General features: G+C 35.5%; 28 protein-coding genes and 1 pseudogene. All 29 read right to left on the minus strand.

Annotation, left to right across the window (positions count from 1 at the left end; translation table 11 throughout):
* Positions 1–37: 37 nt before the first annotated feature.
* The gene (locus tag H541_RS0103505) at positions 38–907 is read right to left on the minus strand and encodes a nucleotidyl transferase AbiEii/AbiGii toxin family protein (RefSeq protein ID WP_022795963.1); all 870 of its coding nucleotides are present in this window, start codon (positions 905–907) and stop codon (positions 38–40) included.
* Positions 904–1488 (minus strand): type IV toxin-antitoxin system AbiEi family antitoxin domain-containing protein, encoded by a 585-nt coding sequence (locus H541_RS0103510; protein ID WP_022795964.1) that lies wholly within the window; start codon positions 1486–1488, stop codon positions 904–906. The genes H541_RS0103505 and H541_RS0103510 overlap by 4 nt, the downstream gene beginning before the upstream one ends.
* A gap of 73 nt (positions 1489–1561) precedes the next feature.
* A complete protein-coding gene (locus tag H541_RS0103515; RefSeq protein WP_022795965.1) occupies positions 1562–2101 on the minus strand; it encodes a GNAT family N-acetyltransferase in 540 nt (179 codons plus the stop codon).
* Between the two features lie 71 nt (positions 2102–2172).
* Positions 2173–2616, minus strand: coding sequence for a GNAT family N-acetyltransferase (locus tag H541_RS0103520; protein ID WP_022795966.1), 444 nt, complete (start codon positions 2614–2616; stop codon positions 2173–2175).
* 143 nt (positions 2617–2759) lie between these two features.
* Positions 2760–3800: a DNA/RNA non-specific endonuclease gene (locus H541_RS0103525; protein ID WP_022795967.1), complete on the minus strand. Its 1041-nt coding sequence runs from the start codon at positions 3798–3800 to the stop codon at positions 2760–2762.
* Positions 3801–3924: 124 nt separating this feature from the next.
* On the minus strand, positions 3925–4602 hold the full coding sequence (locus H541_RS0103530) for a DNA alkylation repair protein (RefSeq protein WP_240470891.1): 678 nt from the start codon (positions 4600–4602) through the stop codon (positions 3925–3927).
* A gap of 102 nt (positions 4603–4704) precedes the next feature.
* Positions 4705–5118 carry an iron chaperone gene (locus H541_RS0103535; protein WP_022795969.1) on the minus strand — a complete coding sequence of 138 codons (414 nt, stop codon included), beginning with the start codon at positions 5116–5118 and terminating at the stop codon, positions 4705–4707.
* 572 nt (positions 5119–5690) lie between these two features.
* Positions 5691–6752, minus strand: a complete 1062-nt coding sequence (locus tag H541_RS0103540) for a S66 family peptidase (protein WP_338024046.1) — start codon at positions 6750–6752, stop codon at positions 5691–5693.
* Between the two features lie 58 nt (positions 6753–6810).
* Positions 6811–7128: a hypothetical protein gene (locus H541_RS0103545; RefSeq protein WP_022795971.1), complete on the minus strand. Its 318-nt coding sequence runs from the start codon at positions 7126–7128 to the stop codon at positions 6811–6813.
* Positions 7129–7497: 369 nt separating this feature from the next.
* Complete coding sequence (gene rsgA, locus H541_RS0103550) at positions 7498–8436, minus strand: ribosome small subunit-dependent GTPase A (protein WP_022795972.1); 939 nt, start codon at positions 8434–8436, stop codon at positions 7498–7500.
* Between the two features lie 196 nt (positions 8437–8632).
* The gene (locus H541_RS0103555) at positions 8633–9115 is read right to left on the minus strand and encodes a nucleotidyltransferase domain-containing protein (protein WP_276202758.1); all 483 of its coding nucleotides are present in this window, start codon (positions 9113–9115) and stop codon (positions 8633–8635) included.
* Between the two features lie 30 nt (positions 9116–9145).
* The gene (locus tag H541_RS0103560) at positions 9146–9616 is read right to left on the minus strand and encodes a GNAT family N-acetyltransferase (protein ID WP_022795974.1); all 471 of its coding nucleotides are present in this window, start codon (positions 9614–9616) and stop codon (positions 9146–9148) included.
* Between the two features lie 84 nt (positions 9617–9700).
* Positions 9701–10123, minus strand: coding sequence for a DUF6508 domain-containing protein (locus H541_RS0103565; RefSeq protein ID WP_022795975.1), 423 nt, complete (start codon positions 10121–10123; stop codon positions 9701–9703).
* A gap of 63 nt (positions 10124–10186) precedes the next feature.
* Positions 10187–11035, minus strand: a complete 849-nt coding sequence (locus H541_RS12745) for a phosphotransferase (protein ID WP_022795976.1) — start codon at positions 11033–11035, stop codon at positions 10187–10189.
* Between the two features lie 298 nt (positions 11036–11333).
* Positions 11334–12098 (minus strand): MerR family transcriptional regulator, encoded by a 765-nt coding sequence (locus tag H541_RS0103575; RefSeq protein WP_022795977.1) that lies wholly within the window; start codon positions 12096–12098, stop codon positions 11334–11336.
* 208 nt (positions 12099–12306) lie between these two features.
* Positions 12307–12819, minus strand: a complete 513-nt coding sequence (locus tag H541_RS0103580; protein WP_022795978.1) for a dihydrofolate reductase family protein — start codon at positions 12817–12819, stop codon at positions 12307–12309.
* A 284-nt stretch (positions 12820–13103) separates the two neighbouring features.
* Positions 13104–13298 (minus strand): helix-turn-helix transcriptional regulator, encoded by a 195-nt coding sequence (locus H541_RS0103585; protein ID WP_022795979.1) that lies wholly within the window; start codon positions 13296–13298, stop codon positions 13104–13106.
* The gene (locus tag H541_RS0103590) at positions 13288–13512 is read right to left on the minus strand and encodes a hypothetical protein (protein WP_022795980.1); all 225 of its coding nucleotides are present in this window, start codon (positions 13510–13512) and stop codon (positions 13288–13290) included. The genes H541_RS0103585 and H541_RS0103590 overlap by 11 nt, the downstream gene beginning before the upstream one ends.
* Before the next feature lie 773 nt (positions 13513–14285).
* The gene (locus tag H541_RS0103600; RefSeq protein WP_022795982.1) at positions 14286–18275 is read right to left on the minus strand and encodes an ATP-dependent helicase; all 3990 of its coding nucleotides are present in this window, start codon (positions 18273–18275) and stop codon (positions 14286–14288) included.
* 572 nt (positions 18276–18847) lie between these two features.
* Positions 18848–19336 carry a GNAT family N-acetyltransferase gene (locus H541_RS11465; protein ID WP_052168256.1) on the minus strand — a complete coding sequence of 163 codons (489 nt, stop codon included), beginning with the start codon at positions 19334–19336 and terminating at the stop codon, positions 18848–18850.
* Between the two features lie 39 nt (positions 19337–19375).
* A pseudogene (locus H541_RS13375) lies at positions 19376–19597 on the minus strand (helix-turn-helix domain-containing protein); the annotation flags it as partial.
* Positions 19598–19874: 277 nt separating this feature from the next.
* Positions 19875–20717 (minus strand): nucleotidyl transferase AbiEii/AbiGii toxin family protein, encoded by an 843-nt coding sequence (locus H541_RS0103610; protein WP_022795984.1) that lies wholly within the window; start codon positions 20715–20717, stop codon positions 19875–19877.
* Entirely contained in the window at positions 20714–21310 is a 597-nt protein-coding gene (locus H541_RS0103615) for a type IV toxin-antitoxin system AbiEi family antitoxin domain-containing protein (RefSeq protein ID WP_022795985.1), read from the minus strand. The genes H541_RS0103610 and H541_RS0103615 overlap by 4 nt, the downstream gene beginning before the upstream one ends.
* Before the next feature lie 413 nt (positions 21311–21723).
* On the minus strand, positions 21724–22014 hold the full coding sequence (locus H541_RS12750) for a GNAT family N-acetyltransferase (RefSeq protein ID WP_084684514.1): 291 nt from the start codon (positions 22012–22014) through the stop codon (positions 21724–21726).
* 393 nt (positions 22015–22407) lie between these two features.
* Positions 22408–22641: a heavy-metal-associated domain-containing protein gene (locus H541_RS0103625; protein ID WP_022795986.1), complete on the minus strand. Its 234-nt coding sequence runs from the start codon at positions 22639–22641 to the stop codon at positions 22408–22410.
* 95 nt (positions 22642–22736) lie between these two features.
* Positions 22737–24584, minus strand: a complete 1848-nt coding sequence (locus tag H541_RS0103630; RefSeq protein WP_026501593.1) for a heavy metal translocating P-type ATPase — start codon at positions 24582–24584, stop codon at positions 22737–22739.
* Positions 24585–24635: 51 nt separating this feature from the next.
* The gene (locus tag H541_RS0103635) at positions 24636–24938 is read right to left on the minus strand and encodes a hypothetical protein (protein WP_012658664.1); all 303 of its coding nucleotides are present in this window, start codon (positions 24936–24938) and stop codon (positions 24636–24638) included.
* 167 nt (positions 24939–25105) lie between these two features.
* Positions 25106–25855, minus strand: a complete 750-nt coding sequence (locus tag H541_RS0103640) for a Crp/Fnr family transcriptional regulator (RefSeq protein WP_022795988.1) — start codon at positions 25853–25855, stop codon at positions 25106–25108.
* A 257-nt stretch (positions 25856–26112) separates the two neighbouring features.
* The gene (locus tag H541_RS0103645; protein WP_022795989.1) at positions 26113–26337 is read right to left on the minus strand and encodes a helix-turn-helix domain-containing protein; all 225 of its coding nucleotides are present in this window, start codon (positions 26335–26337) and stop codon (positions 26113–26115) included.
* Positions 26338–26697: the final 360 nt, after the last annotated feature.

A 26697-nucleotide genomic window follows, 5' to 3' on the forward strand; every position in this document is an offset into this window, starting at 1 on the left:
CATTTCTAACCGTTACAATCACCTGAATTAAACTTTTTCAGTTACTCTCGGTATGTAGTGTTTCAGTTATTTGTTTGAAAAAATCTGACTGCCATAGTTCTAAATCGCTAGTATGACGAATGAAAGGAACAACATCTTGCTTCGCTTGAGCATAGTCGATCTTGTCAAACCGCTCAAAAAGATAATTCTTGAGGATCTCCATTGTGAATTCTTTCTGTGGATCTAAATCCCCACTCTGTATCAGTCGCGCTTGTAAGTGTTTTAAGTTCACTGGCATGGCCTTTGAAAGATAGAAGACATAATCATATAAGTCTCTTCCTTTTACTCGATTCTTCCACGATCTACATAATACAGCATGTATTTTGCCTGCAAAAAGTGACGGCCCATCATATAATTTAACTTCATATGGGTTTGGTAGCAATCGGAACTTATGTTCAAAATTGGCAAACATAGGTGGGTTAATGTCCACCTCGAATTTGATTTTAATTTTTTCATCTGGGTGAATACCGTTCTCTGGTTGATTAGCAAAAAATAGCAGCAAATGTTGTTTAGTATTTCCTTTTAAGAAGGCTGATTGAATAGTTGAGTCTTTAGTTTTAACTTTTTCACTCAGTTCTACATTTATTCCAAAGGCATTTATTTCTTTTTCTAAAATAGGAAAATATGAAGTGATGTCAAAACTTTTGTCTCCCGTTGTTAAAGAAAAGTCCAAATCCTCTGAGAATCTGTCTAAGCCATAAAAAATACGTAATGCAGTACCCCCATAAAAGGCTGCTGATTTAAAAAAACCAGCCCGCGATAAGCCACACAGTACCATTTCCTGCATAATTTCTTTTAAGGCATTTTTCTTATCAAGAAGGCTTTTTGTTTCATACTTATCCAACATTTGCTGTATTATTGTTGTCATGCCATCCTCCTTAGCAGTTTTATAAAGATCTTCAGATTCGTCGCATGGTATAAGCCACAGTAGGATACGAGTTTCTGTTTATTTAAATTTCCAAATTCTGTTGGATCAAGTCGTAAATCATCAAATAATAGATCTCTAAGCTCTTTTTGAGACACAACAGGCGGTACAGAATAAAGCTTATCACACAAAGCTTTTTCTGGCTCCGCAATCAGATAAGAGTAGTTGCCTTCATTCTTAATCAATATACCTACAGGATAGGCAGATTGAGGAACATCTTGGTAAGTATATACTCCAAACGGTGTCTGAAATTGTTTTTTCTTTTTTTTAAGGAAAGTTGCCGAAGTAAAAGTATAAACCGCTTCAGGAATGAGATGATGATAGGACAACGCAAAATCAAAAGACAGGTAAGATGGCCCATAAATTGAACTAGCTAAAAGATATCCAGACACATTTTTATTAGTTTCATATAAACCTCTTACTATCGGAATAAGATTACCATTGTCAACCATTCGCGATATTTTATTTGCTGGAGAACGATATTCCTCTAATTCATCAAAAAGCATTGCTGTTGTTTTTATCATATTATCACCACTTAATTGAATTATATTACATTAACTGGCGAATATCCATCTTTTTTAGTTAAAAACAAATTCATTACTCGTTTATAACCTCATCTAAATCAGATAGAAGCATGGCGTAGATATAGCTACTAGTCCACTCGTCTTTATTCCAAAAGTCAGATATAAAATGTGCTTCTTGCCGCATTCCAATTCGTTCACATAACTTCTTGCTTGCCAGATTTCGGCTATCCAAGTTAGCTTGGATACGGTGCACCTTTTTCACCTTGAATAAATAGTCTACTAAAGAGCGGACAGCTTCTGTCGCATAGCCATGTCCTGAATAATTCTTATTGAACGTATACCCTATCTCAACCGTATCCTTCATTTCAGTGTACCAAATTGCGATGTCACCAATCACTTTATCCTCAATCACACAGGCTAAACTAATGGCATTATCTTCTGATAAATGATGTGGGGACAGTCTTTTCTTAAAATAATTTTCTGCCGTACTATCAGTCCAGGGTTCGTGCAATAAATACTGACATGTTTTCTCATCACGATAGATATCAAGGACATCCTCTAAATCTTTTGGTTCAAATGGTCTGATTAATAGTCTTTCTGTTTCTAACCGCATCTAGCCACCACCTCTAAAATAGTACTTTCTTAGCGCTATTCTTTGCGTCTTTTTAATCCCTCTCTAAGCTCTTATAGAGGTCGTTGTAAGTAAATCATATCGACTAATTGGATGCCTTCTTCATAGATGGGATGGTCATAATAATCAACAAAGAAGTTCTTGATAATATGTGACCGTTTAAACCCACATTTTTGGTAAAAAGGGATGGTCAAAGGACTATCACCAGTCCCCACTTGTAGCGTATGATGGGTGTCATGGTATTTTTCAGCAATTAGCTCAATCAATTTTTGGCCATAGCCTTGACCGATAAAGCGAGGATCAGTCGCGATATTCTTGATTTCTAAAATGCCATGCCCCTCGTCCGTCACGACGCACTCTGCTTTGACACCATCTGCTATTAAAAGATACATGCGCCCCTTTGCTAGATACTGGTCAATCATATCCTCTTGTTCATCCGCAAGTAATAACAACGACAAATAGCGTTTCTTATCTGTCATCACTTCTTTCAGTTCCATCTCCGACTCCTTAAATTCGTGGATTACTATTAGTTTGCTTTCAATTTTTTCACTTTTGAAACATCATTTGACAGCAGACTGTCGTCTTTAAAAGTGTACAGTCTTAGATATGCGACATAACTGTCACATTTCATCACCTTGTCTTACTCGCCCACCATACCGTCATTGTCGTTATCTCTCATGTACTGATACAACCAATGGTCCCTGGTGATTGGCATTTGAAAACCCGCTGCTTTGGCCTCTTTAATGGTTACCTGACCATTGCCGTTGGTATCTACTTTAGAAACATCCTGATCATCAGAAGCTGGTGCTGTTTCAGACGAACCATTACCGTTTGTTGCGTCAGATGAAGATTTCTCTGACTCATTTAGCTGAGCATTGACTTCGTCTGGATTGACATTGTCAAATTCATCAACAACGACATTCCCCATAACAGTATAAGTGTATTTATAATGTGATGGAATATGTGTAGTAGTGTCTGGGTAAGTAATAATAGCTTCAAAATTGCTTGCTCCACCTGCATCACGAATGGCCTTTTCCATATAAGCTTGGTCTCCGTGGCGATTCAATGTACTATCTTGAGGCGTGATATTATAAGCATTTGAAACACCGCCTAATGAATCGGCGATGATATGTCCTTGATCTAAATCATCTCGCTCTACTCCGGGAACATGTGCTTCGTCTGGATAATATCTTCCAGAAGGCAGTACTGGCTCGGTATAGTCATCTTGTAGGGTGATTCGTTCAGCAACCACCCGAACAAGTTGCCCATACTCATTCGTAAACGCCCAATACTCGCGGTCACCATAACCAATATCAACGACGACATTAGCTTGACGATGACCAGATAAGTCACCACCATCAACTGTAAGTTGCCGATACCCTTCAAATAAGGTCTTATTGGCTTCATTGGAGACCTTGGAAGTGTCCTGAGACTCTTCTTGTGCATCATCCTGAGAATCGTTTTTGCTATCCTCTACAATAGTACTTTCTTCAGTATCATCTTGACTGTCTCCATCGAGATCTTTGCTGTTAACAGAACTACTAGTCAGATTATGACCGACCGATGATTGCGCAGTTTCTTGATCACTAAGAGCTTCATCTGAAATACTACTACATCCACCAATTAGGAAAAATGAGAGAAGTGACAAGATGACTAACTGTTTTTTCTTCATATGCTTCATATGACTAATCTCCTACTACCTTACTTTAATTAACATCATTGTTTTAGTTAGTATCATTACTTTAGTCAACATCAAACAATAGCTAAATAAATCATGCTTTGATTTTCTCCATCACACTAGAAAACTACCGTTTCAATGTTTTAAGATATGCCTTTTGGTCTGCTGTGATTCGAAAACTTTCTCGTGCTTTTTGTATTGTTTTATTATGAACTTGTGTATTAAGTTTATGCCGTTCCAAATAAGGAATAGTAGACTCCCATTGTTTCGCGAGTGCCGTTGCAAAATACCACGCAATCATCATGTTGATGTAGTATTCGTCTGAGTGAATGCGAGCAGGAATCTCATGATACTCTGGTTTGAAGTCTTCATCCAAAAAATGTCTCATCAGCATTCCGACACCAATTCTACAAGTATAGACGTGTTCTGAAACTACCCATTTCTTGATGTTATCTAATAGATCCACCCGATTCTTTTGAAACACTTTTGGAGAGATCGTATCGCAAGCAGCCCAATTATTGACATAAGGTAAAAAAGTATTCAATTCAGCAATGGCAGCTGAATAGTCCTTCATACTCGAGATCAAGATCCCATGAAATATATTCTCGTCATAGTAGTCATGCGGAAGCGACTTTAAAAAATCTGTTGCTTCCTGACTACCAGCAATTTTCTGAGCTAACTGACGAAGCTTTGGCATTCGAACGCCTATAATCTCAGCTCTTGGAATATTTGGAACCAATTTGCTTTGAAAATCACCATACTTTGGATCTTGAAGAGATACTAGTTTTTCTGTGATTAACATCATAAAACCTCTTTTTTGATAGTTGTTCTTAAGAGAAGCTGAAAAGATATTATGGTTTGAATTGATGGTATTATACGACAATATTACCTATCACGGACTATTTTCTTAATGATGATTTCCTGTCTCATAACACCATTTCGCTATCTCTGAAATCAAGTCTAACGGTAAAGGCTCATCGTTTTGAAACTGAACAGAGCCTTTATGACTTTTATAGTCTTTTAAACGATTCGAGAAAGCATTTACTGCTTTATCACCAGGATAGAGGCCAATATGGTTAGTTGCAGCAGCAAAATGGATGATGTTACCTTTCTCAGATCTATACGTTGGCATACGCCATAAAATACACTCTTTTGCATCTGGTAAGGTTTGTTTTAGAACTTGCCTTAACTCTTGTAACCGTGGCTGAATCACATCGGGTTGTTCTTTGATATAACTGTCTACTGACTTAGGTAATTCTCCACAAAAATGACTTTGATTCGTTCTATTAAATTTTCTACCACACTTCGGACACTCCCACATATCACACACCTCTTTCGTTTGATAACCGAAATTCTATGGCTATGAGACAAACTTATCTATCAGTTCACTGTCTATATATCTAACGGTTACTATACGTGGCTATTACTAAACCTGGCTATTACTATATCTAACAATCATTTTACCATGATTTACTTATCATCACCGCTTGCGATTGGATATTATTTTTAGTTAAATAACTAAAGGTTGCGTACAAGTTACGAGAGATCATTTTTGAGACTTTTCAACCTAGAAGATAGCCATAAACTCTAAACCAATAACGAGACGGGTAAGTGTCAGTTCCACTTACCCGTCTCGTTTTATGTCTTGTACTATTGCACTATTTATCATTGAGATTCAATCAACCAATCCATTCAAAATAGAACTAGTCATCTAGTCCTGACCTTCAGTTAAGAAGACCACACTAAATGACGAGAGCTTAGATTTAATTAATTATAAGACTATTGATTCCAAATAAAAGTAGGACAATCCTTTTGACCTGTAAAATAATCGCTATTATAACGCACAATAACAAAAAATTATCCAACAAGTAGACCATCAACCATCTGTTATAGTTATCTTGCTAATGGCGCCAACAATCGTACTTGTTTATGATCAAAATCAATTTCAATTTGTTCTCCGATTGGCAAAATACATCGAGGATGTGCGTGACCAACGTTGAGATTAAAAAGAATTGGTAACTCAAGCTTTCTACCAAGTTCCGTATAAATAGCACGATACTCTTCATAATACTGTTCATCTTGTGGTTTACCAACTAACAACGCACGAGCATTACTAAAGAAACCATATCGTTCAAGTGTCTTCAAAATTTCGCGTACAAGATCAGGTTTCGGTTTTTCTTCAGACGTTTCGAGAAACAAAACCTTGCCTGTGTTATCTGTCGGTACAAGATGATATGCCTGACAAATTTCTGCTTCATCCTCACACTGATCTCCCAACAACAAGTCACCAAAGCTTTCCAAACACCCTCCGAATAATTGCCCTTTCACAATTCCGTGACCATGTAGTACTTCAAAACCACGTGTTTCTTTAGCGACTTTTCTTTTAGTGCCAATTGCTTTGGAAGAAAAATCTGTTCGTTCGTAGTACCAATAAGGACTGGAAGTAATTGTTGGCACATCATTGGTAAACAAATCTTCAATCGCTGCTTTCGTGTACGACAGCATTTCCTTGTCAAGTTCTCCGAAATCAACAATAGCACTAGGCCCGTAATAAGTGACTAGACCTAACTTTTGAAACATGAGATGATTAACCGTTGTGTCTGAATAGCCCATGAAGATTTTAGGGTGATGACGCACATTATCTATAAAAGTTTTATCAGTCATCAAATAAGGCACTGTCCGATAAGTATCACGACCACCAATGGCACACAAAATCATCTTAATATCATCCTGTGCAAATGCCCATTTCAAATCAGCCGCACGTGCTTCAGGATGTTCCTTGATATAGTCAAGACCCTTAAGCGCATTTGGCGTGTATATGACATTCAAACCAAAGGCCGCCAAACGCTGTTCGATTAACTCTTTCTGGCCAGACATAAACGCTTCACCTAAAATACCAGATGACAGCGAAATAATAGCGACTTTATCCCCAACTTGAAGTTTTTTGGGTTTCACAATACACCCCATTTATCTCATGTTTTTCTTTGTGTTTATCTGTATGCTTTTATAGGTGTTAACGCAATCGGCCTAAATACCATCTTTTGACTGCAAATAGCACTATGACTAAAATTGCTGTTATGACATTCAAATAAAATCCCCAAGAATTTGGTAATAAATAGATGACTAATGCGGTGACCAAGAAATTTATACTATCGACTAGTAGATGTTTTTGATCACTATACTTGCTATTGCTAACCACCATTGCCCCTACGCCAACTACACCAATTAGAATCCAGACAATTAGCGGTAAGTCAGAATACTGAATAATTCCAAGTAAACTTGAAGCCCCCATCACATACCCCAGTGCATTGATAGTGTAGTATCTATCCATCATTAATTACCCCTTTTATGAAATATTTTATAACATTTTTCATAACATGTTTCATTTCTATTATTCACCAATTATCTTACTTTTCACGGACTATCTTATAGTTTAACATAATTTTAATTAGTATAATTTTTAATGGAAATGTGACTAGTCATGATTAGGCGTGACTGGTCATCGGTAACACGTGATAGATACGCTTCAACTCATCTGAATCACCCGATAAACTGCTGCGCACCCGGCTAATTGATCAAAAAGCTGCTAATCTTATAACATGGCAATCATGATACTTTTATGGAGCAAGATGTCACACATGTTAAAAAACAGAACCCCTCTAGAATCCTTTCAAAACAAGGAACTAGAGGGGGTTTTATGTTATCGTTTATTTGCTTCTTTTCGTTTCAAATAGGCAATTTCTTTTTCCATTTTTCGGTAACTTTTAAATAGCTCCTGGCTTAATTCACCACTCGCTAAAGCCGCTTTAACCGCACAGCCTGGTTCACTATCATGTCTACAATCTGAAAAACGACACTGGTCCGCTAAATCATATATTTGTTGGTAATGCTCTCCAGCAGCTTTAGATGAGACAGTCGCCAAGCCTATCTCTCTCATACCGGGAGTATCAATGATCATCGAGCCATTGGCTAACATGAAAAGTTCGCGACTCGTTGTCGTATGCCGTCCTCTAGCATCTTGAGCACGAATTGTTTTTGTGTCTTGATGTGCTTCACCTAAAAAGTGATTCAGTAATGTTGACTTGCCTACACCTGAAGAGCCAATAAAGGTAACCAGCTTTCCTGGAGAAAGATAGGCGCCAAACTTCTCCCATGGATCGCTCAATTGGTTGGTCGTGATGACTGGGATCCCAATAAATGTACTTTCTAAAATATCGCACAATTCTTCTATCTTAGAATCCGTGGTAAGATCTGTCTTGGTTAAGACAAAAACTGGTGTAGCTCCACTATCCCAGACTATTGTCGTATATCGCTCTAATCGAGCAATATTAAAGTCCTCGTTAGCACTCGTTGTGATGAAGACTGTGTCAATATTTGCAGCAATCCCCTGCTCATCTTGACGATTCCCAGAAACTTTGCGTTGTAAAAAACTAGTGCGCGGTAAAACCTCTTCGATTAAAAACTGATTCTTGTCATAGCTCTCACCAGTGACTAAATCACCGACAATCGGATAATCGCTGAATTTGTCAACCGTATTACGGAATTTTCCAGAAACTCTTCCTAACGCTATAGTATTATCTGCCAATAAAATTTTTGCCATATCTTTTGCTTGAAAAACAACGCGACCTGTTTGTTTCATTATTCATCCTCCTAAAATTCCGGAGGCCTCAGAAAGTAGAAACCTCCATATACATCAATAAATTTGATTTTTTCATAAGACATCTTCCTTTCTGAATGAATTGAACTACAGGATCATAATAACATATTTCACTTAATTAATAGTTGCTTTTTTACCGCTTTGAACACTAAAATGAGCGGAAAATGAACGGCTCAAATTATAAACGATTCAAGTTATCGATATCAAAATGATCTTTATCTGTTAAGTCATAACCCGCGTGAAAAAGTAACTGAGCCTCTTTTGAAATACACGGAATCTCACGATTTTTATAGACGTGGGACGTAAACCACTCTTTTTGAAAGACATACTTGCCTCCAGTAGGATCTGCCTGTGTGATAGAACCATCTGGATTAAAGTCAATCGGATGGATGTCTAAATACCCATACTCCTCATGTTGGAGTTCCATCCTAGAAGGCATCCAGTCTACAACTACCACATAACCGATTTCTTTCAATTGTGTGATGACTTCATCCGTATACTCGGCATCAAAGTCAATATCAATGTCCCGATGCTCCCGATTTTGCTTGCCTGTTAACACATCGACACCCCAACCGCCATCTAGCCAATAAGGTATGCCCATATGTTCAAAAAAGTCGAGTATATAGAATAACGATGCCTCTGATACTGTTTCCTTGCTAATTTTCAACTCTAGATCCTCCATTATAAAAGATTACTCAGCGATAATTAGGTTGTAAATGAACTGTTCACCAAGTTTTCCGACGATGGTATGCGCTTGCTTCACAAATCCTGCTTTTTCGTACAATTTTTGTGCTGGTATATTCTTTCTATTAACACCTAGAACTATTTCGGTCACACTTGGAAAATTGTTTTTGACATATGAGGGCAATAGATTTAGGGCTTCTAGAGCATACCCTTTCCGGCCGTATCTATCGTCTGTCGAGAAACTTCTGAGAAGTAGACTATCTGAGTTCGTCGTATATCTGAATTTGTCTGGTCCACTGTCCAATACAAAGAAAGTCGGGACAGTCCCTTCGCTAGTGACAGCCAAAAGTGAGTGATACTTGCTATTGCCTTTTGAGATTGCGATAGCATGCTGAGGTAGCCCGGTGTAAGTTGTATCTTGTAACTGATAGTCTTTGATTTGCCTTTCATATCCTTCACTGTATTCGATAATTTTCAAAACGAATCCCTCCATTGGGGTTAATTCTTATTGGAATTGTGTACACTCATAAAACTTCATTGTTATGCTAAAAACAAGCTTCAATTAGTCTCCAATGTCGTCTAAGAGTTGTAGTTGCATAAGCCATTTTACCATGCAGCCATTTTGAAAAAACTCTAGTAGCGTTCCCTCAGAAAATCGATCTGCCCTGATCACACCCATTATTAGTGCAAGAATAGCTTGAGCATTTAAATCAGATACATCAGCCGTTATCATACTCTCAGAACGCCAGTCGATATTGTTCTCATTGAGAATATTTTGGTAGTAATTCAATTTTAAATCGTTGTTTTCGTTTTCAAACTGGTAAAAATCGTGTACAAAATTATAGATGATTGCCGAATAATCAACATAAGGCATATGAATAGGACGTTCAGAAGAACCATCATTCTCCGTATCGACCACCCATTTTCCAAAATGATTCCCTTCTAACTTTGGTATATAGTTGGTTAATATCTCAAATTGAGTCATCTTTATCCTCCTTAGTCATATGTCTCAGTAGCATAACTGAAAAAATAGTTGCTAACTATCCTGTTACTCGTTACCTACAAAAAACTGTTGGACATCCTCAATCATTTGAAGTCCTGTTTGTTCAAATTTTTTATCATCAAATACCATCGTATATTTTAAAATACCCAAACCCGTATAAAACACCAATGCGGATTCTAACAACTTTGAAATGGTAGGATAGTCGACGTACTTATAGTACTCTTTCAAGAAGAAACGAGTTTGTTCAGGGTTAGACTGTAAATCCGTATAGAAAAACTTAATAAAGTCCAAATAATAGATATCCTTTTTGCTTCTTTCAAAATCGATCAAAATCATCTTTCCGTCATGATACTTGAGATTTCTAAGTCCAAAATCTCCATGGATAGTTGCTTTTCTATACTGGCTATATTCGCTATCGATAGTCCCTCTATACACTGCAATTGTATCCCATATGGCACTTAGTTCAGCATAATTCTGGCGTCCCAGTAACCCTTGTAGAGTTTCTTGTATTCTGTGGCTCACTTCATGCTTTACTGATATTTCGTTTTCTAACGTTTTCTGATGAAAATGTGCAATCAATTTTGCAATATCACTCAACATCTTTCCCTCTGCTAACATTTTAACATCAACATCTGTTAACTCGTAATCGGTCAGAATAAGCAACAGGTAGTTTTCATATGCCAAATGATCAACATATCTCTCTTTATCGGCTTTCAAAATGTTTAGTTCAGTATGAAATTTATCCAAGTTCTTTTCGTTAAATACTTTGACAAAGACATCCTTTTGGTATTTAGTGCTATAGCCAGTGTAATGGTGATTGTTTGATTCATGATTGATGCTTTTGAACTTTCCCACTAATAAAGTGTTAACGACCTGTTCTAAATTTTGGTTCAAACTACCACTCCTCAACACTATTAAGTTCTAAAACCTTGCACTCTGTTATATTGTACCCTAATTCATTTTGCACTAAGACTACACTCTCATTCATTATACTCTATACTTACTGTTCTTATTACTATAATATGCCATACCGTTGTCAAGTTTTCTATTTTATAATGTGTCTGAGGTGATCGCTTTTCAAATGAACAGTTTTTTTGAAATAGTGTATATTTTTACTAAATAGAAAAAAAGGAAACGCCGGAGCGTTTCCTTGAGCATTTTAACTGTAACAACACTATTTGACGTAAAACTATTACTTCTTCATTCCTGTATAGATCTGGATCGCATCTCGTAGAAATGCAGCAGTCCCAGGTTGTTCTTTATCGTAGTAGACTGTGAATCTTTCATCATCAACATACAGTTGAGCAAGTCCAGCATGTGCCTCTTTACTGTACTCGTTCCAATAAAAAGCTAACCATTGTTTATGCAAGTCAGCTGCCTTTTGCGCAAGGTCACTCGCTGGATCACCAGTTTGAAAAGCCTTCGCTAATGTTTCTGTTAACTGTTCTGAGAGTTTTGTCACAGCATCATTTTCTTCCTGAGTCATATTCATTATCTTCTCATTCGATTTTTCAACAGTCTCAGTGCCATATTTTTCGCGTATTTCTTTCCCATATTTTTTCTCATTCTTCACTACCATGGCTTTCTTGAACCCTTTAAATTTTTCCTTATCTGACATAGTAATATTTCCCTCCCTTGAGTTGATTGTTTGAGTTACATTTGCTATCAGTAGATCTAGCTGTTCTCTTTTTTTAAGGAGGTTTTTACGATGGTCTTTGAGTGCGACTAGCCCATCAAAATCAGGTGCAGCTATTAGTTTCTCGATACTACTTAAACTAATACCAAGCTCTCTGTAAAACAAGATTTGCTGTAATTTATCTACCTCTGCTTGACCATACAACCGATAGCCTGATGAATTGATTCTTGCCGGCTTAAGAATTCCAATTTCATCATAATATCTCAAGGTTCTTCCACTAACACCTGCTAGCCTTCCGAGCTTTTGCACTGTATATTCCATCAGATCACCTCCTTGTAAACCATCGTACACCTTTACGTAACGTCAAGGTCAAGCGTATTGAGTATTTTTTCTTGAGTTTAACACTTTATATAGTTGAAACCCCTCAAAAACCTTGGTATTAAAAGATTTTTGGGAGGTTTCTTTTTTTGAATTGTATATCTACCGATTATTTTGTGTCACATCTACTATTATAGGAAAAGGTAACAAGTTATATTTTGCTATAGATTAATTCTGCGAATTGTCCATATTTCTTAACTTCCTCCAGGTTAAAACGCTTTAAGGTTTCCTTTTGAGAAAATAATGGTACACCATTCCCCAACAATACTGGCGCAATTTGTATTGTTATATTGTCTACCATATCATTATCTAGTAACGGGGCTAGTACTGTATTCCCTCCAATAATCCAGACATTCTGGTTTGTGTCTAATTCTTTGATAAAGTCTATGATATCACCACTAACAGGTATAAAACCCTCAACTGGTAACCTTTCGTCATGAGTAAAGACATAGTTTTGAGTGGTTGGATAAAAACTCTCTATATTTTCTAAGTGCTTTATTTCATCAAATGTCTTTTTACCCATGATCGTAATAGTCATCTTTTTATAGAAAGCTTCATAATCTGTTTCCTCAGTCGTACCAGTTTGATAAAGCCAATCCATGTTGTGGTTCTTATCTGCCAGATAGCCATCCATTGTGACACATCCATAGAAATAAATACTCATTATGTCTCCCCTCTCTTATCCTCATCGTCACTTTCAAATCAAAATTCGAACCTTTTATAAAATAGATCTTACTTTCTACTATAAAAGAATTGATTCATTTGATACACCCTCATCACAAATTCCGTTTTTTAGGATCATCACTATTACATCTTTATCGTTTTAATCCTGCTCCTTAGACTTATCTTCGAACTCAGTTTCTGCATGAAGTTTTTATGCTTATCTTTTTATACTAACTTTCAACGTTTTATTAGATGGATCTCGGTTATATAATATTTTGAGTTTGTCTAATCATCTAGCTTAAACAATTCCTCTACAGTAGTATTTAACACTTTTGCGAGTTTCATAGCTAATTCTAGTGAAGGATTATATTTATCATTCTCCACTGCAATGATAGTTTGTCTCGTTACATTCAATTCTTTGGCTAAGTCCTCTTGACGTAATCCCAGACCTGCACGTAATTTTTTTATATTATTTTTCATTCTTACTCATCTTTCGTTTCAGATATAATTGACACCCAATATAAATTATATTTTGTGTAATGAGTAGTATAAATGCAGGGTTCTCATTAAAACTCCCTTTTATTATAAAATCATACGCAATCCATATAAATAGAAAAACAACAGTGTAAACCCATGCTAGTTTAATAGCATTTAAGGAGATCGTCATTTCCATTTCATCCATTTTTCTCATCATTAAACTCCTCCTAAAATGTAAACCACTCTTTACATGAAGTATAATATACAACCTTCTAATTGTAAAGAGTATTTTACATTTGTGTGGGGAAGAACTTCTAGAGTCTTAGATGTTATTGCCCAAGTGACCATATTCAACTATTTCTAAGTTTTCAACAATAATTCGATTCATTATCCAAGTATACATAAGGCTATTCAAATCCTTTAAAATGAAATCTAGGAATACAGCAATAAGCTTGAGGCCTAGAGAACTAGAGCCTACACACTTAAATTTCTATAGAATTAAATATATGGTTGTATAATATTCCATAAGTATTCATTATTCTATTAAGTATTTAATCCCACTCTGCTAGGCTTATCCTTTCTACCCCAAATAGGTATGTTTGGGGCAGAAAAGCATTACGAAGTGGTAGATTTTTGCTAGAATACATGCCTATTATTTGAAGTAAAAACACAATTCTTGTCTGCTTTATCAATAATTTCAGCAAGTTTATAAAGCAATGTTTCCTCGCTGATTCATTTCCCTTTTCCACTGCAACATATGGGTGAAGTGTTCCTAAAACACACTTCATTTCATTAAAAGATAATAGCTTTGTCGCAAACTCCCAACCTACAACCATTAAATATATATATATATTTAATGTTTAGCGAATCCCCGGTGCTGAGATATTATTTGTAGAAATCAATGAATCTATAGTTAAATTTAACTCACTGCCTTATACTACTTTTATTTCAGCCTTTAAATTATCTTTAGTTTTACAGGCTCTTATTACATTATAGCCACGATTTGTATGCGACTTTATTTTTAAGACCATCAAAATCAACAAACTTCCCTAGTCGGCAGAAATCACAGTCTTCTTTACGACAGCCTTGAGTGAAATCAGCTATAGTCATTTGTTGATAAAACTCACGAATTTGGGATACGACAGTTTGAATATCTGCTTCAGTTACAGAAATAGTGTGGATAGAATAACCTTGCTTAGAGGTAAAGTCATCTAGAAAAATATACTGGGTTTCAATTTTTTTATTTGTTATATCAACCTCTGATGATAGTGACAATAAGAGATTATAGAATACAGCTTGGCGCCAGTAATCTTGTCCAACTTCGAGTGATTCAGCACCACGCTTAGTAGACCCGGTCTTATAATCCACTACTCGTATGACATCTCCATCAAACTCTAATTTATCAATGATACCGTTAATTGGATATGTTCCTTCTAACATAGCATAAAGTTCCTTTTCCAGAGAGACATTCGGCCCTTTAATGCTACTAGGTATATAGTCATCAAAAAGATTCTTCAATAAACGATAGCCGTATTTCTCCAACTCCTCTACTGGCATAGTGTCTATGATTTCTGACTCATGCATCTTTAACGACTCATCAAAGATTTTCAAACCACCCTCAAAATCAAGATTATCTTTATAAATCCTTTCCATTGTATGGTGCATCACTGTACCAAATACTGATCCAGTAGGAGCGTGGTTAGTTTTTTCTTTGAAAGTATGTTTATTCTTACCGGCCGTCAAAGCTCCTACAGTTGTTAATTGCAGTACATCGTCAAAATACAAACTCTTCGAACATTTTATATAGCGATTCAGTTTGCTAACACTAAGGCTTTTAAAGTTATTCCAAGTTTGTTTGTAGGTTGCCACCTCGACTGCTTTCGTATTATCAAAAGATGGTATACTATTAATAGAAGCTTGGACACAATAGTCACAGGGATAACTTCCCTTACTTTCACTTCCACTGATTAGTCCGCACCCACAAGTGAATTCTCCAGATTTAAGTTGTATCAGTGCTTCTTTAATTTGTTCTAGAACACTATCAACATCATCTTGTGTTATTTCAATATCTCTTGTTTCCGAAAAACCTTTCTCATTCTTGGGGTCCTCAACAAAAATATATTTAACTAGAACTTTCTTTTCCGTCAAGTCCAAGCTGCAATTGGTCAACAGGATATAATAAAATACCGCTTGTCGCCAATAATCTCCGCCTAATTTATCATCTTCGGTTGGACCATTTAATTTTTTACTAGCTTTCTCAGCACTACCGGTCTTATAGTCAATAAGACGTATAATGTTGTCTTCCATCTCAATTTTGTCGATTTTTCCGTTAATTTCAAAATCAGCTACTTCAGACAAATCGACAGTTGTATTCTGAATTTTCCCTAGTTCAATGCTACTTACAGATTTTTCAACAGCGATGATTCCCGGTTTAATGTAGTCAGGTTGGCGATAGAGGTTCTCGATAATATTTATTCCACGCATATAATCGTCTCTCTTAGCTCTTTCAGAGGATAATTTCCAAGAATTCTTTTCATAAATACTGTCGAAACGTTTGAGAAGCTCTTCTTTAGAAAGGACTGATTTTGGCGCTAAGTCATCTTTCTTGCCATCTTCTGGCAAATAAATTGCTTCTAACGTTTCATGAATAATACTCCCAAAAATCAACGCCTCATGACTTTCAACTGGTAATTTTAAGCATTTATTGAAATAGAAACTCAATGGACACTTTAAGAAACTATTTAATGTACTCACACTAAGACTAAACGGTGAGAGAATATCATTTAATATGTCAGATGACAAACTTGGAACGACAACTTTGGTGGGAGTTTTGCTAACGAATTTACTTCCCATTTTATCAACTTTTACAATATAATCTTCAAATTCATTAATATAATTCGTTACAGGATTTTCATCAGAATAAGATAGATACAATTCTTTTCTGGCACGTGTCATTGCTACATAGAATAAACGCCGATTTTCCTCTTTCTTCAATTGACCTTCATTGTCTTCTTTTCCAGTTAATGTTGGAGGATAAGAAAAACTTCCTCCATGATTCTCAGCTCCTGGCCAACTCACGTTCTTCTTGCCATCATTGCATTTCACCATAAATACATAATCAAATTCTAAACCCTTAGCCCCATGCGCAGTCATCAGTTGCACACAATTCTCTGGAGAAGCTGAAATCTCTTCAATAGGCAAAGAAACTCTCATATTTTGTAAGCCTGATAAACATTTCAAAAATTCTTTCAATGTCAACTGCGAATAAAGTAACGTTTCTTCAAGCATTAGGTTATATGTTTCTCTTGTAACGGAAATTAAATGATACTTTTCCTTAGAAACCATCATATATTGGTCAATATCAAACACTTTTATGACCTCACTAAGAATGAACATAGGGGAAAGATACTTCGTTGATATAGATAGCTTTTTGCGAAAAGCCTCAAGCTTTTTATCAATCTCCTGAATATTTTTCAATACTATTTTATCGTCATCTTTCACATTCCGAATAGAGGCAATATCATCATTCGATACGGGAAAGAGATCATAATAGAGAATTTCCCTCAACTCACTAACCTTGCGATGTGGCAGACTGATGTATTTTAGAATCCCTATGATTTTTTTGAAGAAAGAATCTGAAAATAAATCATTCTTTTCTTTGATTTGAACAAAAATACCATTGTCTCTCAACAACTTAGCCAATTGTTCCCCATAAGCGTTACGCCCGTATATAACGCCAATCTTACTTTGTAAAACGCCCTTTGAAATTAGTCCGCGGATTTGGTTCAGCGTGCCAATCATTTCTGCTTCGTCAGACTCATAGACCGTAAGAGTAGGTTGGTGATTTGGATAGTCTTTATTAGCTCCAGATGCTACTAGTTGTTTTTCTTCCCTGGGATTATGGCTGATCAATTGTTTCGCTGCATCGATAATGGATTGTGAGGAGCGATAGTTTTCTTCAAGGACAATTTTGACTGGATTAAATTTTCTCTCGAAATCTGAGATATTGTTAGAGCTAACTCCTTGAAAACGATAGATTGTTTGATCATCATCACCTACAACAAAAATATTTGGATTAGACTTGCCTTTGACCAATAAATCAATCAATTTATTTTGAACGATAGATGTATCTTGAAACTCATCCACAAAAAGATATTTTATCCCATTTGATACCTCTTGTTGAAAGTCTTCTTGTGCCTCAAGCTTCTCAATTGTCCAAAGAACCATATCATCAAAATCAAAATAGTTCTTCTCACTAATTTTTTCTTTGTATTTTTCAACAACTGGTATAGCTGCTAAAAGCTTATCAAATTTTACTTTTTCTTTTTGGAAAGACGGTTTTAGGTCGCCAGGTTGTTTATCTTTGTATTTTTTCTTATACTTAAATTTGGTATACAGTTCATCACTAGGAGTTGATAGTTCAATAGCTTTTAAATACTCCTTAATTTCAGATTGAATATCTTCACTATCAAAATTTTGGCGCTTCATTCTATAATATAAATCTAACAGTTGATTCTTTGATGAATAACGGTCGCCTGAATTTTTAAAAAGAGGGTTCCCTTCTAGAATATGTTTGTCCATAACCTCTTTAAGTATTTCATATCTAGCGGCGGTAGAAATAACCTTTGGTTGATTTCCAAACCTGTCTGAATTGGATAAAATTAGTTCGCTACAAAATGAGTGAATTGTGGATATTCGGACATTTCGTCCCACCTCGCCTATGAGTTTTTCAACGCGGTTTAACATCTCCGAAGCCCCCGCGTCAGTAAAGGTTAAGCAAACAATATCTTCTGGATTAACATCATAGTTTTCTAAAATATTTGCAACACGATGAGAAAGGATTTGTGTCTTGCCAGTACCTGGTCCAGCTACTACCATGACTGGTCCCACAACAGTCTCAACTGCTTGTTTTTGTTTTGCATTTAGTTTTGGGTGGTCAAGATTATCTTCCCCAAACTTTAACAACTCTGTTTTATCCATCTGTTCGCTCCTTCACAATGACTTTACTAACATTTTATCACATAATGAATTTAAAACTCTATATTTCAATTTATATTCTTTATTTCCCTTAATTTTAGATTTCTTCGTGCTTGTAAACAGTATACTCCAAAATAAAAAAGTGACTCTACTTCTGGTTACGAACCAAAATTAAAATCACCGGAATGCTTTATTCACTTACCTTATATAGTTTTGTTAATAGCACCCTTACCCCCAAGATTATCATCGCCATCTATTGAGATTATTAATCAACAAAATATCTAAAACAACATTAACACCACCCTTGAGTTATATCTTTCCTACCCCAATTCGTTTTTTTTTGCCCCAAATTGCTATGATTGGGTAGAAAAGCATTACGAGGTTGTAGAGAAATGAAATCGTTTGACTATAGTATGATAGAATCACTTGCGATAAATATTGATATGGTCGACATGCTCATGGGCAGTCATGAGTACAAAGGAAAAGCATCCATATAAGCAACGGTTTTATTGTAAAAACTATCATCAAAGAGTTGCATTTGGATTTAGAACGTTTGTCACCTTCAGACGAGAGTATTAATTGAACAAGATATCTCTCAAATTATTTAGACAAAGAGGTAACGTCAGAGCGTTTCCAAAGTTTTTAAGTACAACACCTTGTTTCTCAACTTCTTGCTCTTTCATAACTTCATAGCCTCTTTTCTCAAAGAAAGGTATTGTGGTGATAGAAGCGTGGGTAATGACTTTATTTTGCACTGTTTTTTCTAAACAATCACAAAGAGCAGTAGCAACTCTTCTTCCTTGATAATCCTTATGAACAAACAACCTATCAAGATATCCTGTCCGATCTATATCTCCAAATCCAATGATTCGTTTGTTATCGAGTGCAACGACACTATAATTCTCTAGAAATGACTGATTACATTTTTCTAAGTCAAGCTTTCCTGTTGCCCATACAGCCAATTGTTCTGTTGTGTAATCTTTGGCATTAACTGTGTGGATAGTATTATAAAATAGCTCTGCTAGTTCTACGCAATCTGAAGAGCGATATTTTCGCACATTCACCTTTCCCTCTACAAATTCCTGTTTGAATCGTTCTCCGATTTCATTACACGTCTTTATTTCATTCCCATCAGGCAATATACATGCCTGCTCAAACTTGACACCTAACACATCAGCAATAGCTTTCAACTCATTCAAGGCTACCGTTTTACGTTTTAACTTCTTATTGAAATTCTGCGAAGTCTGGCCAATACGTCTGGCTAGTTCTGAAACGCTTATATTCATTTGCTCACACAGTTCTTTAATCATTTCAGCCGTAGCCATACAGCACCTACAAGTATACGTTATAAATATTATAAATCATTTGGTTGATAATTGTAATAGCCACTTATCCCTCTACGACAAAAAAGACCTCAGAACAAAATCTGAAATCTCTTGAATTTAACATGTGATAAAGGGTTTTTCACTACTTTATTGCCAGTAACGCAACTGTCTCCACATGTGCAGCCACAAAGCTGAATGCCTAGAGGATTCCGACGTTTTTCTCTCTGTTAGGAAATAGTTCAACTAGGTGGGGGTTGTAAACGAACCGAAAACTATATCATCGAGCTTTCTTCATTAAAACCTCAACCGCATCAATCACCTCATCAAAAGTTGTATTATTTGCATATGAATATTGCTTTTGATATTTCTTCCATAAACTTTGTTGGAATTCATTTTCACGAATTTCCTGTAAAACCAACTTATAATCTGACATTTGAAATTCAGACTGACGTTTCTTCATAGTGTTACTAAGAGCCTGTTTCAAAACAGCGAAATCAATTCGTTCACTATCTAGCTTGGACAAGATGTACACATCATAAAAATCACGAGGTCGAGTCGTACCAATGCCACGAGAAAGAATCGTCTCAATCTTTTCAGCCAAGATGGTTTCAATAGGATAGGTTAATAATTCTATTATTTCATCATCGAAAATCTTCCTGAAATTGAAATCCACCTCTTTAGGTGTAATAACATCTCCCATCGTTACGTCGATTGCAACCACTTCTTGTATCCTCTCAAAAGAAGCAAATAACTTTAGTTTCAGTCCGGGATAGTCATCCATCTCACGAATATCTTCGACACCTTCAACTGAAAACTCGAATGATTCCTCGGTCGGGATCTTTACAATTTCATTTGCAATTTCAAGCAATTTTCCATGTGTAAGCGTAAATCCTTTGATGGTAGTATCTAAATCCATCGTGGCACGCAAGTTTAACCCAACAATACCACCAATCAAATAGCCACCTTTGACGATGAAATTCTGCTTATATTCAGATTTCGCTAGTTTTGACAGGAAAGCTTCAATCAAATAGTTCTGTTGAACCTGCTGTGTGGTTATCCCCTTTAGCTTAGAGATTTGCTTAATCTTAGCTTTAAAACTCATGGAATTTTTGAAAATCACAATAACACTCCCATATAATTTCTTACTTTTTTTTCTACACCAAATATTCGAGCATACCTGAATAGTTTGTTTACATCCTTCTTCTTACTGGCTGCATACCTTTTATAAGCCGGAATAACTTGTTCTAAATCAGCATCATATTTAGGTTTCATTAAGTCAACCAGCACACGTTCAATTTCATAAACTTTTACTTCTGTTCCACCAGGTCTTCTTACAGATGTCACACCGACTTCAAACCACTCTTTCTTACTAATTGTGACTGGAAGGACATTATCAGCCTTCATACGAGATGTTGACGTCCCTTGTTCGAAGGTCATATTAATCTGGATTGGTGCTCGATCAGAAAATCCAAGTAAGTAGAGCGCTGTTTCATGAGAGTAAATTCCCTTTGGATAACGTTCTTGTAATAGAAAGAAATCATCTGCATAGCCGTTTTCGGTCACATAAACTCCTCGTTGAACAGGATAGATTTTTTCTAACTTTTCCAAAGTTTGGAGAACCCATCGACCAACACCAAGTTCCGTTACTTGACGAGTGGTAATTATTCCATTGTTTTGGTTAGCGAAATTAAGTACTTTTTCTGCTTTATTCATACTATAACCTACTTTCGTACTATATTGACAACTACATTATAGCACAAACGTAGTCTCTATGTTATAATTTTTTCAGGAACTCCTTTTGATAAACATCAATAATCTAACAGTTCTTTAGTTTGTTAATTTACTATTTTTAAATATACGCCCTTTTTCATATTTGACAGGGCATACAAGTAAATACCCGTAACCAACATTGACCTTATAAAACAAGAATCTAACACTAATCATTACAAGTCCTCGCTACAATAAAAATTTAAGCCACTATATCCCCTCAAGACACAAAAAAGACCTCAGAGCAAAATCTGAAATCTCTTGAAATTTAAAACCTGACATGTAGAACTGTAATTCACCATAATATCAGTTATTCTATTGTTTATATACTCTCTTCAGCATTTTTTATAATTTGTACTCTAAGATTCTCGCTCATAAAAGTCAACTGCACCCTTATTCTCTTTGTATACCCTTAGAGTAAATTCCTGACGAATATCTTTTATATACTCTAGTACCTGCTTTCCAATTCCGTTAGAACGAATATTCTTATCCACAAAAATACCTGCAAGGTAATTGTCTTGCATCCCAACAAAACCAGAAATCTTACTTTCTTGTTCATATACATAAATTTCAGCTTGCAAAAGTTGTTCTTTAACGTCTGGTGCATTAGAAATCCAATATTCTTGCTTTATAAAATTATGTTCAGCAATATTGCTATCAAGTCAGATTTTCATGACCTAGTTAATATCTTCTATTTGAAAATGTCTTATCATATCCAATTCCTACTCGTAATTTTGTATTATTTTATACCATTTATTATATTTTTTCTATTACTTATATCTTATTACATGCTTATTTCTCAACCCTTGACAGCAATACCACATACTCAACATGTTTTGAGGTGAATTCATAGCTGTCAAGAAATATTGGCTCAAATGCTTTTATCGAAAATTCCCTCTGTGGAAACATATCCACAGAGGGCTTTCGTATGTGAGAACATATCAGTCAAAGTATGGATTTATTACATAGCTCCTCTAATACAGTTCTTAGGAAAAAATGCTTCCCAAACACTATCTCCCATACAAACTTAATTGGTTCGCTACTTAAATATTTTTGACCTGGGATTTTAATACTTCATAACCTAATTTGTCGATAACATGTTCAATGTCTTTTATAGATACTTTTTCATCGTCAAATTCCACCCTCACCTTGCTTGAATTAAATAGTACTTTTAAACTCTCTTTATTTACCCCGTCCAAAGATTTCACACCATTCTCTATTTTTTTCATACAAGACGGACATGTTAATGTTTCTAATTGAATCGTTGCTTTTTGCATTTTCTTCTCTCCTTTAGTTTGTATCGATTTTATTATACTCGATTATTATCATCATTAAATTGATTTGCATCAACAGCTTAATTTGTTGTTTATTTTCATAGTTTGTAGCGTAGCAACCTCATGCCATTTAAAATGACCACTAATATGCTTGCTTCGTGTACTAACATTCCGATTGACATGTTCATCCATTCACTAAAGAATACGCTGGCAAGAAGGACTAATACAACCCCTACTGCAATAATAATATTTTGAAGCATGTTATTAGCGGTTGCTTTTGTTAAACCTAATGCATGTGGCAAGCGGCTGAAATCTGAATTCATTAAAACAACATCTGAAGTTTCAATTGCTACATCTGTTCCATTTCCCATAGCAATTCCAATTTGTGCTAAAGCTAGTGAAGGACTATCATTTACTCCGTCCCCAACAAATGCAACAATTTGACCTCTTTCTTGCAGTACTTTAATATATGCTGATTTATCTTCCGGCAACATATGCCCGTGGGCCTCTGTAAGACCTAGTTCACGTGCTACTAAATCAACTGTTCCTTGGTTATCACCAGAAAGAACGACTAGATTTTTAACACCAAGTTTTTTCAACTTTTTAAGATCATCTTTTACACCCGGGCGAATTTGATCACGAATACCCATCAATGCTTTTAATTCACCATCAACTGATGTTAAAACAAGTGAATTTCCATTTTTCTCAAATCTGGCAATATCTGCACGAGCTTTTTCACTTAAAAGAATATTTTCTTGCTCCATTAGTGCCACATTACCGACTGCAACTTTATGACCTTCTACATGAGCTACAATTCCTCCACCTTTTACAACATCTGTTTTTTCAATTGTATATAATTTTATATCTCCAATATACTCTACAACTGCTTTTGCTAATGGATGATCTGATTCCTTTTCAACACTTGCTAGATACCCTAATACTTCATATACATTATCTGCATAAATTTCTTTATCAGCTACTTTGGGATTTCCTATTGTTAATGTACCTGTTTTGTCAAATACCATGGTATCTAGTCTGCTAAAGTCACTAATAACCTCGCTACCTTTTAGAAGGACTCCATGACGTGCTCCATTGCCAATCCCCGCGACGTTTGAAACTGGTACACCGATTACCAATGCTCCTGGACATCCTAAAACTAATATTGTAATTGCAAGTTCAATATCCCTTGAAAATATCCATACAATAAAAGAGATAACTAAAACAGCTGGTGTGTAGTATTTAGAAAATCTATCAATGAAACGTTCTGCTTCTGATTTTGAATCCTGTGCTTCTTCAACCAACTCAATGATTTTACCAAAAGTAGTATCCTCACCTACACGATCAGCAGTGATTTGAATAGTTCCATTTTCTAAAATTGTTCCGGCATATACCCCCGAATCTTTCTTTTTACTTACAGGAACCGCTTCTCCTGTAATACTTGCTTCATTAATATGCCCTTCTCCTGTTAACACTGTACCGTCAACTGGGATTTTTGCACCCGTTTTAACAAGCAAAATATCTCCTACATCAACTTCATCTATTTCTACTTCTTCAAACTCACCATTTTTCAGTTGCTTTAGAGCAACTTCAGGCGCCATTTCAGTTAATTCTTTTATTGCAGAACGTGTTTTATTCAGTGTTCTTTGTTCTAGATAAGCTCCAAATAGAAATAAAAAGGTAACAATTGCTGACTCCTCATAATTTCTAATTAGAAACGCGCCAATGACTGCAATGGTCACTAACACATCAATACTGACTACTTTAACTCTGAGTGCTTGATACGCTTGGATGGCAATCGGTATAACTCCTAAAACAGAGGCAATTATTAGTGACCATATGGCTATAGGTTCGTTTTGAAATCCTAATTTACTAACATATGCAATTATTATTAAAATTGCACTTACTATTGTAATATGATTCTTTCTTCCTAAAATTAATTTTTGTATATTCATACTCCTTCCTATTATGATTTTTATTAATTGTATCACTTGTTTCTTTTATGATTCGTATGCTTTATCTAATTCTGCCAACAGGTTATATACTGCTTCATAGCTTTCACAAACATCCTCTGGAACTGTATAATTGTCTGTAATTTTACGTAACTTTACAAATTCATCTACTAAGTCAGGTTTTCCCCTTCCTGTATCTTTTAATTTTTTTGCAAGCTTATCATATACTTCACGAACTTGGTGAAATTCTGGATGATTGCCGCCATGAACTCGTGCTACAACTGGTACATACTGTGCTAATGTTTTTAAATGTGTTTCCTTAACTTGATTAAAATCTAATTTTTTTGACATGTTTTTTTCCTTCTTTCTTTTTTTCTTTGGGTTGACTACATTATATAAGGGATTAAAAGATATTAACTTGATCTACATCAAATTTGTTCTTTTTACGCAGAAAAATAGAACAGTTGGTATTTTTAAATTAATGCCAACTGTTCTATTTTTTATTTTAAGATTATCTGCTATATCAGCAACAAACCATCTAAATCTAAAATCTCAATCTTTCTGTTTCTTTTTTGCTTTATATAACCTGCCTCTTCAAAATCAGCCAACGTTCTACTTATCGTTTCTGGTGTCGTTCCTAAATAAGAGGCTAAATCCTTTTTACTCATTGGTAATTCAATTTCTGTTGGACTATCTCCGCCATCTGTACACTCTGCAAGAAACAACGCTAATCTAGCCTCCACTTTCTCGGTGACAAATCTAGTTGTTTGTTTTTCTGATATTTCCAGTCGGTTAGAAAACTCAGCTAAAATCTTCAAAGATATCGTAGGGTACTTTAATAAAAATTCTTGCAAGTCATTTTTACTAATCATACATACATCGGTATCAATCATCGCTTCTGCATACGCTTCATGGATTGATTCGCGAAACAGAGCTAATTCTCCTGTAAAATCTCCTGGATTTAAAATTCTCAATAATTGCTCTTTTCCAGACTCAGATAAACGGTAGATTCTAATTTTACCATTACTTACAACATATAAGACATTAGATGTATCTCCTTCTCGATAAAGCACTTCACCCTTTTTATATGAAATTGACTTCATGACTTTCATAATTTCTTCCATCTGTTCTTCTTCTAGATGATTAAAGATTGGAACAACACTGATACATGAAACCTGTGAACCTGCCTCATGTTTGTGATGATGAATGTGTGAGGAAGGATTATAGAGTTTTTTTCTTATATCTTGCTTGGAATCCTTTTTCGACATTCAGATACTCCTTTCATAACTTATTTTGGGACTTGTTTATTTATTTCCAAGTATTCATGAGTCTAGTAAATGCAAGTGAATTCATGTGGAATTCTTATTAGATTATCGCCCTAGCCTAGACTTTCCATTGTTTTTTTTAGATGGCCTATTTCTTACTTAAGTCCTCGGATAGCGGTTACTATTTCTGCTTTGGTTTTTCCTTTGAAATACTCTTAATAGTAACTTTCCGGACCAATCATCATATTAGACCGTCTCCTTTATTCGTTAGATATTTTAATCTCATTCCCATCCGATAAAATGAAAGCCTGCTCATACTTGACATCCAGCACATCAGCGATGGCTTTCAACTCATCCAAGGTTACCGTTTCCCGCTTTAATTTCTTATTGAAATTCTGTGGAGTCTGGCCAATACGTCTAGCGAGTTCGGAAACGCTTATATTCATTTGCTCACACAGTTCTTTAATCATTTCTGCCGTAGTCATACAGCACCTCCAAGGATACGCTAATAATATTATAAACCATTTGGTTGATAAATACAATAGTTATCAGAATATTTTTATATTCATACTCTAGGGTTGTCAAACATATGTTACCTGAACTGATAATAGTGGTGCTTGATGTCTTGTCCACCAAAACGAATTTTTTGAGTTTGTTGTCAAGGAGGAAAGTGAAACGATCCTTGACAACAAACGATAAAAATATAAAATCAGTGGACACATCAAGCAGCTTCGTTATACTTATTTTCGTAATACTTTTCAACCATTTGATTTGGGCTTAAGAATCCCAATACTTTTCGTGCAATATTATTGTGTCGACTCATATATCGCCGATGTTGCTTTAAC

This window comes from Bavariicoccus seileri WCC 4188 (genome assembly GCF_000421665.1).
Lineage (GTDB): Bacteria > Bacillota > Bacilli > Lactobacillales > Aerococcaceae > Bavariicoccus > Bavariicoccus seileri.

Coding starts and splice junctions, on each gene's coding strand:
- H541_RS0103505 (WP_022795963.1), bottom strand. CDS start 907: ATGACAACAATAATACAGCAAATGTTGGATAAGTATGAAACAAAAAGC.
- H541_RS0103510 (WP_022795964.1), bottom strand. CDS start 1,488: ATGATAAAAACAACAGCAATGCTTTTTGATGAATTAGAGGAATATCGT.
- H541_RS0103515 (WP_022795965.1), bottom strand. CDS start 2,101: ATGCGGTTAGAAACAGAAAGACTATTAATCAGACCATTTGAACCAAAA.
- H541_RS0103520 (WP_022795966.1), bottom strand. CDS start 2,616: ATGGAACTGAAAGAAGTGATGACAGATAAGAAACGCTATTTGTCGTTG.
- H541_RS0103525 (WP_022795967.1), bottom strand. CDS start 3,800: ATGAAGCATATGAAGAAAAAACAGTTAGTCATCTTGTCACTTCTCTCA.
- H541_RS0103530 (WP_240470891.1), bottom strand. CDS start 4,602: ATGATGTTAATCACAGAAAAACTAGTATCTCTTCAAGATCCAAAGTAT.
- H541_RS0103535 (WP_022795969.1), bottom strand. CDS start 5,118: ATGTGGGAGTGTCCGAAGTGTGGTAGAAAATTTAATAGAACGAATCAA.
- H541_RS0103545 (WP_022795971.1), bottom strand. CDS start 7,128: ATGGATAGATACTACACTATCAATGCACTGGGGTATGTGATGGGGGCT.
- rsgA (WP_022795972.1), bottom strand. CDS start 8,436: ATGAAACAAACAGGTCGCGTTGTTTTTCAAGCAAAAGATATGGCAAAA.
- H541_RS0103565 (WP_022795975.1), bottom strand. CDS start 10,123: ATGACTCAATTTGAGATATTAACCAACTATATACCAAAGTTAGAAGGG.
- H541_RS0103575 (WP_022795977.1), bottom strand. CDS start 12,098: ATGGAATATACAGTGCAAAAGCTCGGAAGGCTAGCAGGTGTTAGTGGA.
- H541_RS0103580 (WP_022795978.1), bottom strand. CDS start 12,819: ATGAGTATTTATTTCTATGGATGTGTCACAATGGATGGCTATCTGGCA.
- H541_RS0103585 (WP_022795979.1), bottom strand. CDS start 13,298: ATGAAAAATAATATAAAAAAATTACGTGCAGGTCTGGGATTACGTCAA.
- H541_RS0103590 (WP_022795980.1), bottom strand. CDS start 13,512: ATGATGAGAAAAATGGATGAAATGGAAATGACGATCTCCTTAAATGCT.
- H541_RS0103600 (WP_022795982.1), bottom strand. CDS start 18,275: ATGGATAAAACAGAGTTGTTAAAGTTTGGGGAAGATAATCTTGACCAC.
- H541_RS0103615 (WP_022795985.1), bottom strand. CDS start 21,310: ATGAATAAAGCAGAAAAAGTACTTAATTTCGCTAACCAAAACAATGGA.
- H541_RS0103625 (WP_022795986.1), bottom strand. CDS start 22,641: ATGCAAAAAGCAACGATTCAATTAGAAACATTAACATGTCCGTCTTGT.
- H541_RS0103635 (WP_012658664.1), bottom strand. CDS start 24,938: ATGTCAAAAAAATTAGATTTTAATCAAGTTAAGGAAACACATTTAAAA.
- H541_RS0103640 (WP_022795988.1), bottom strand. CDS start 25,855: ATGTCGAAAAAGGATTCCAAGCAAGATATAAGAAAAAAACTCTATAAT.
- H541_RS0103645 (WP_022795989.1), bottom strand. CDS start 26,337: ATGACTACGGCAGAAATGATTAAAGAACTGTGTGAGCAAATGAATATA.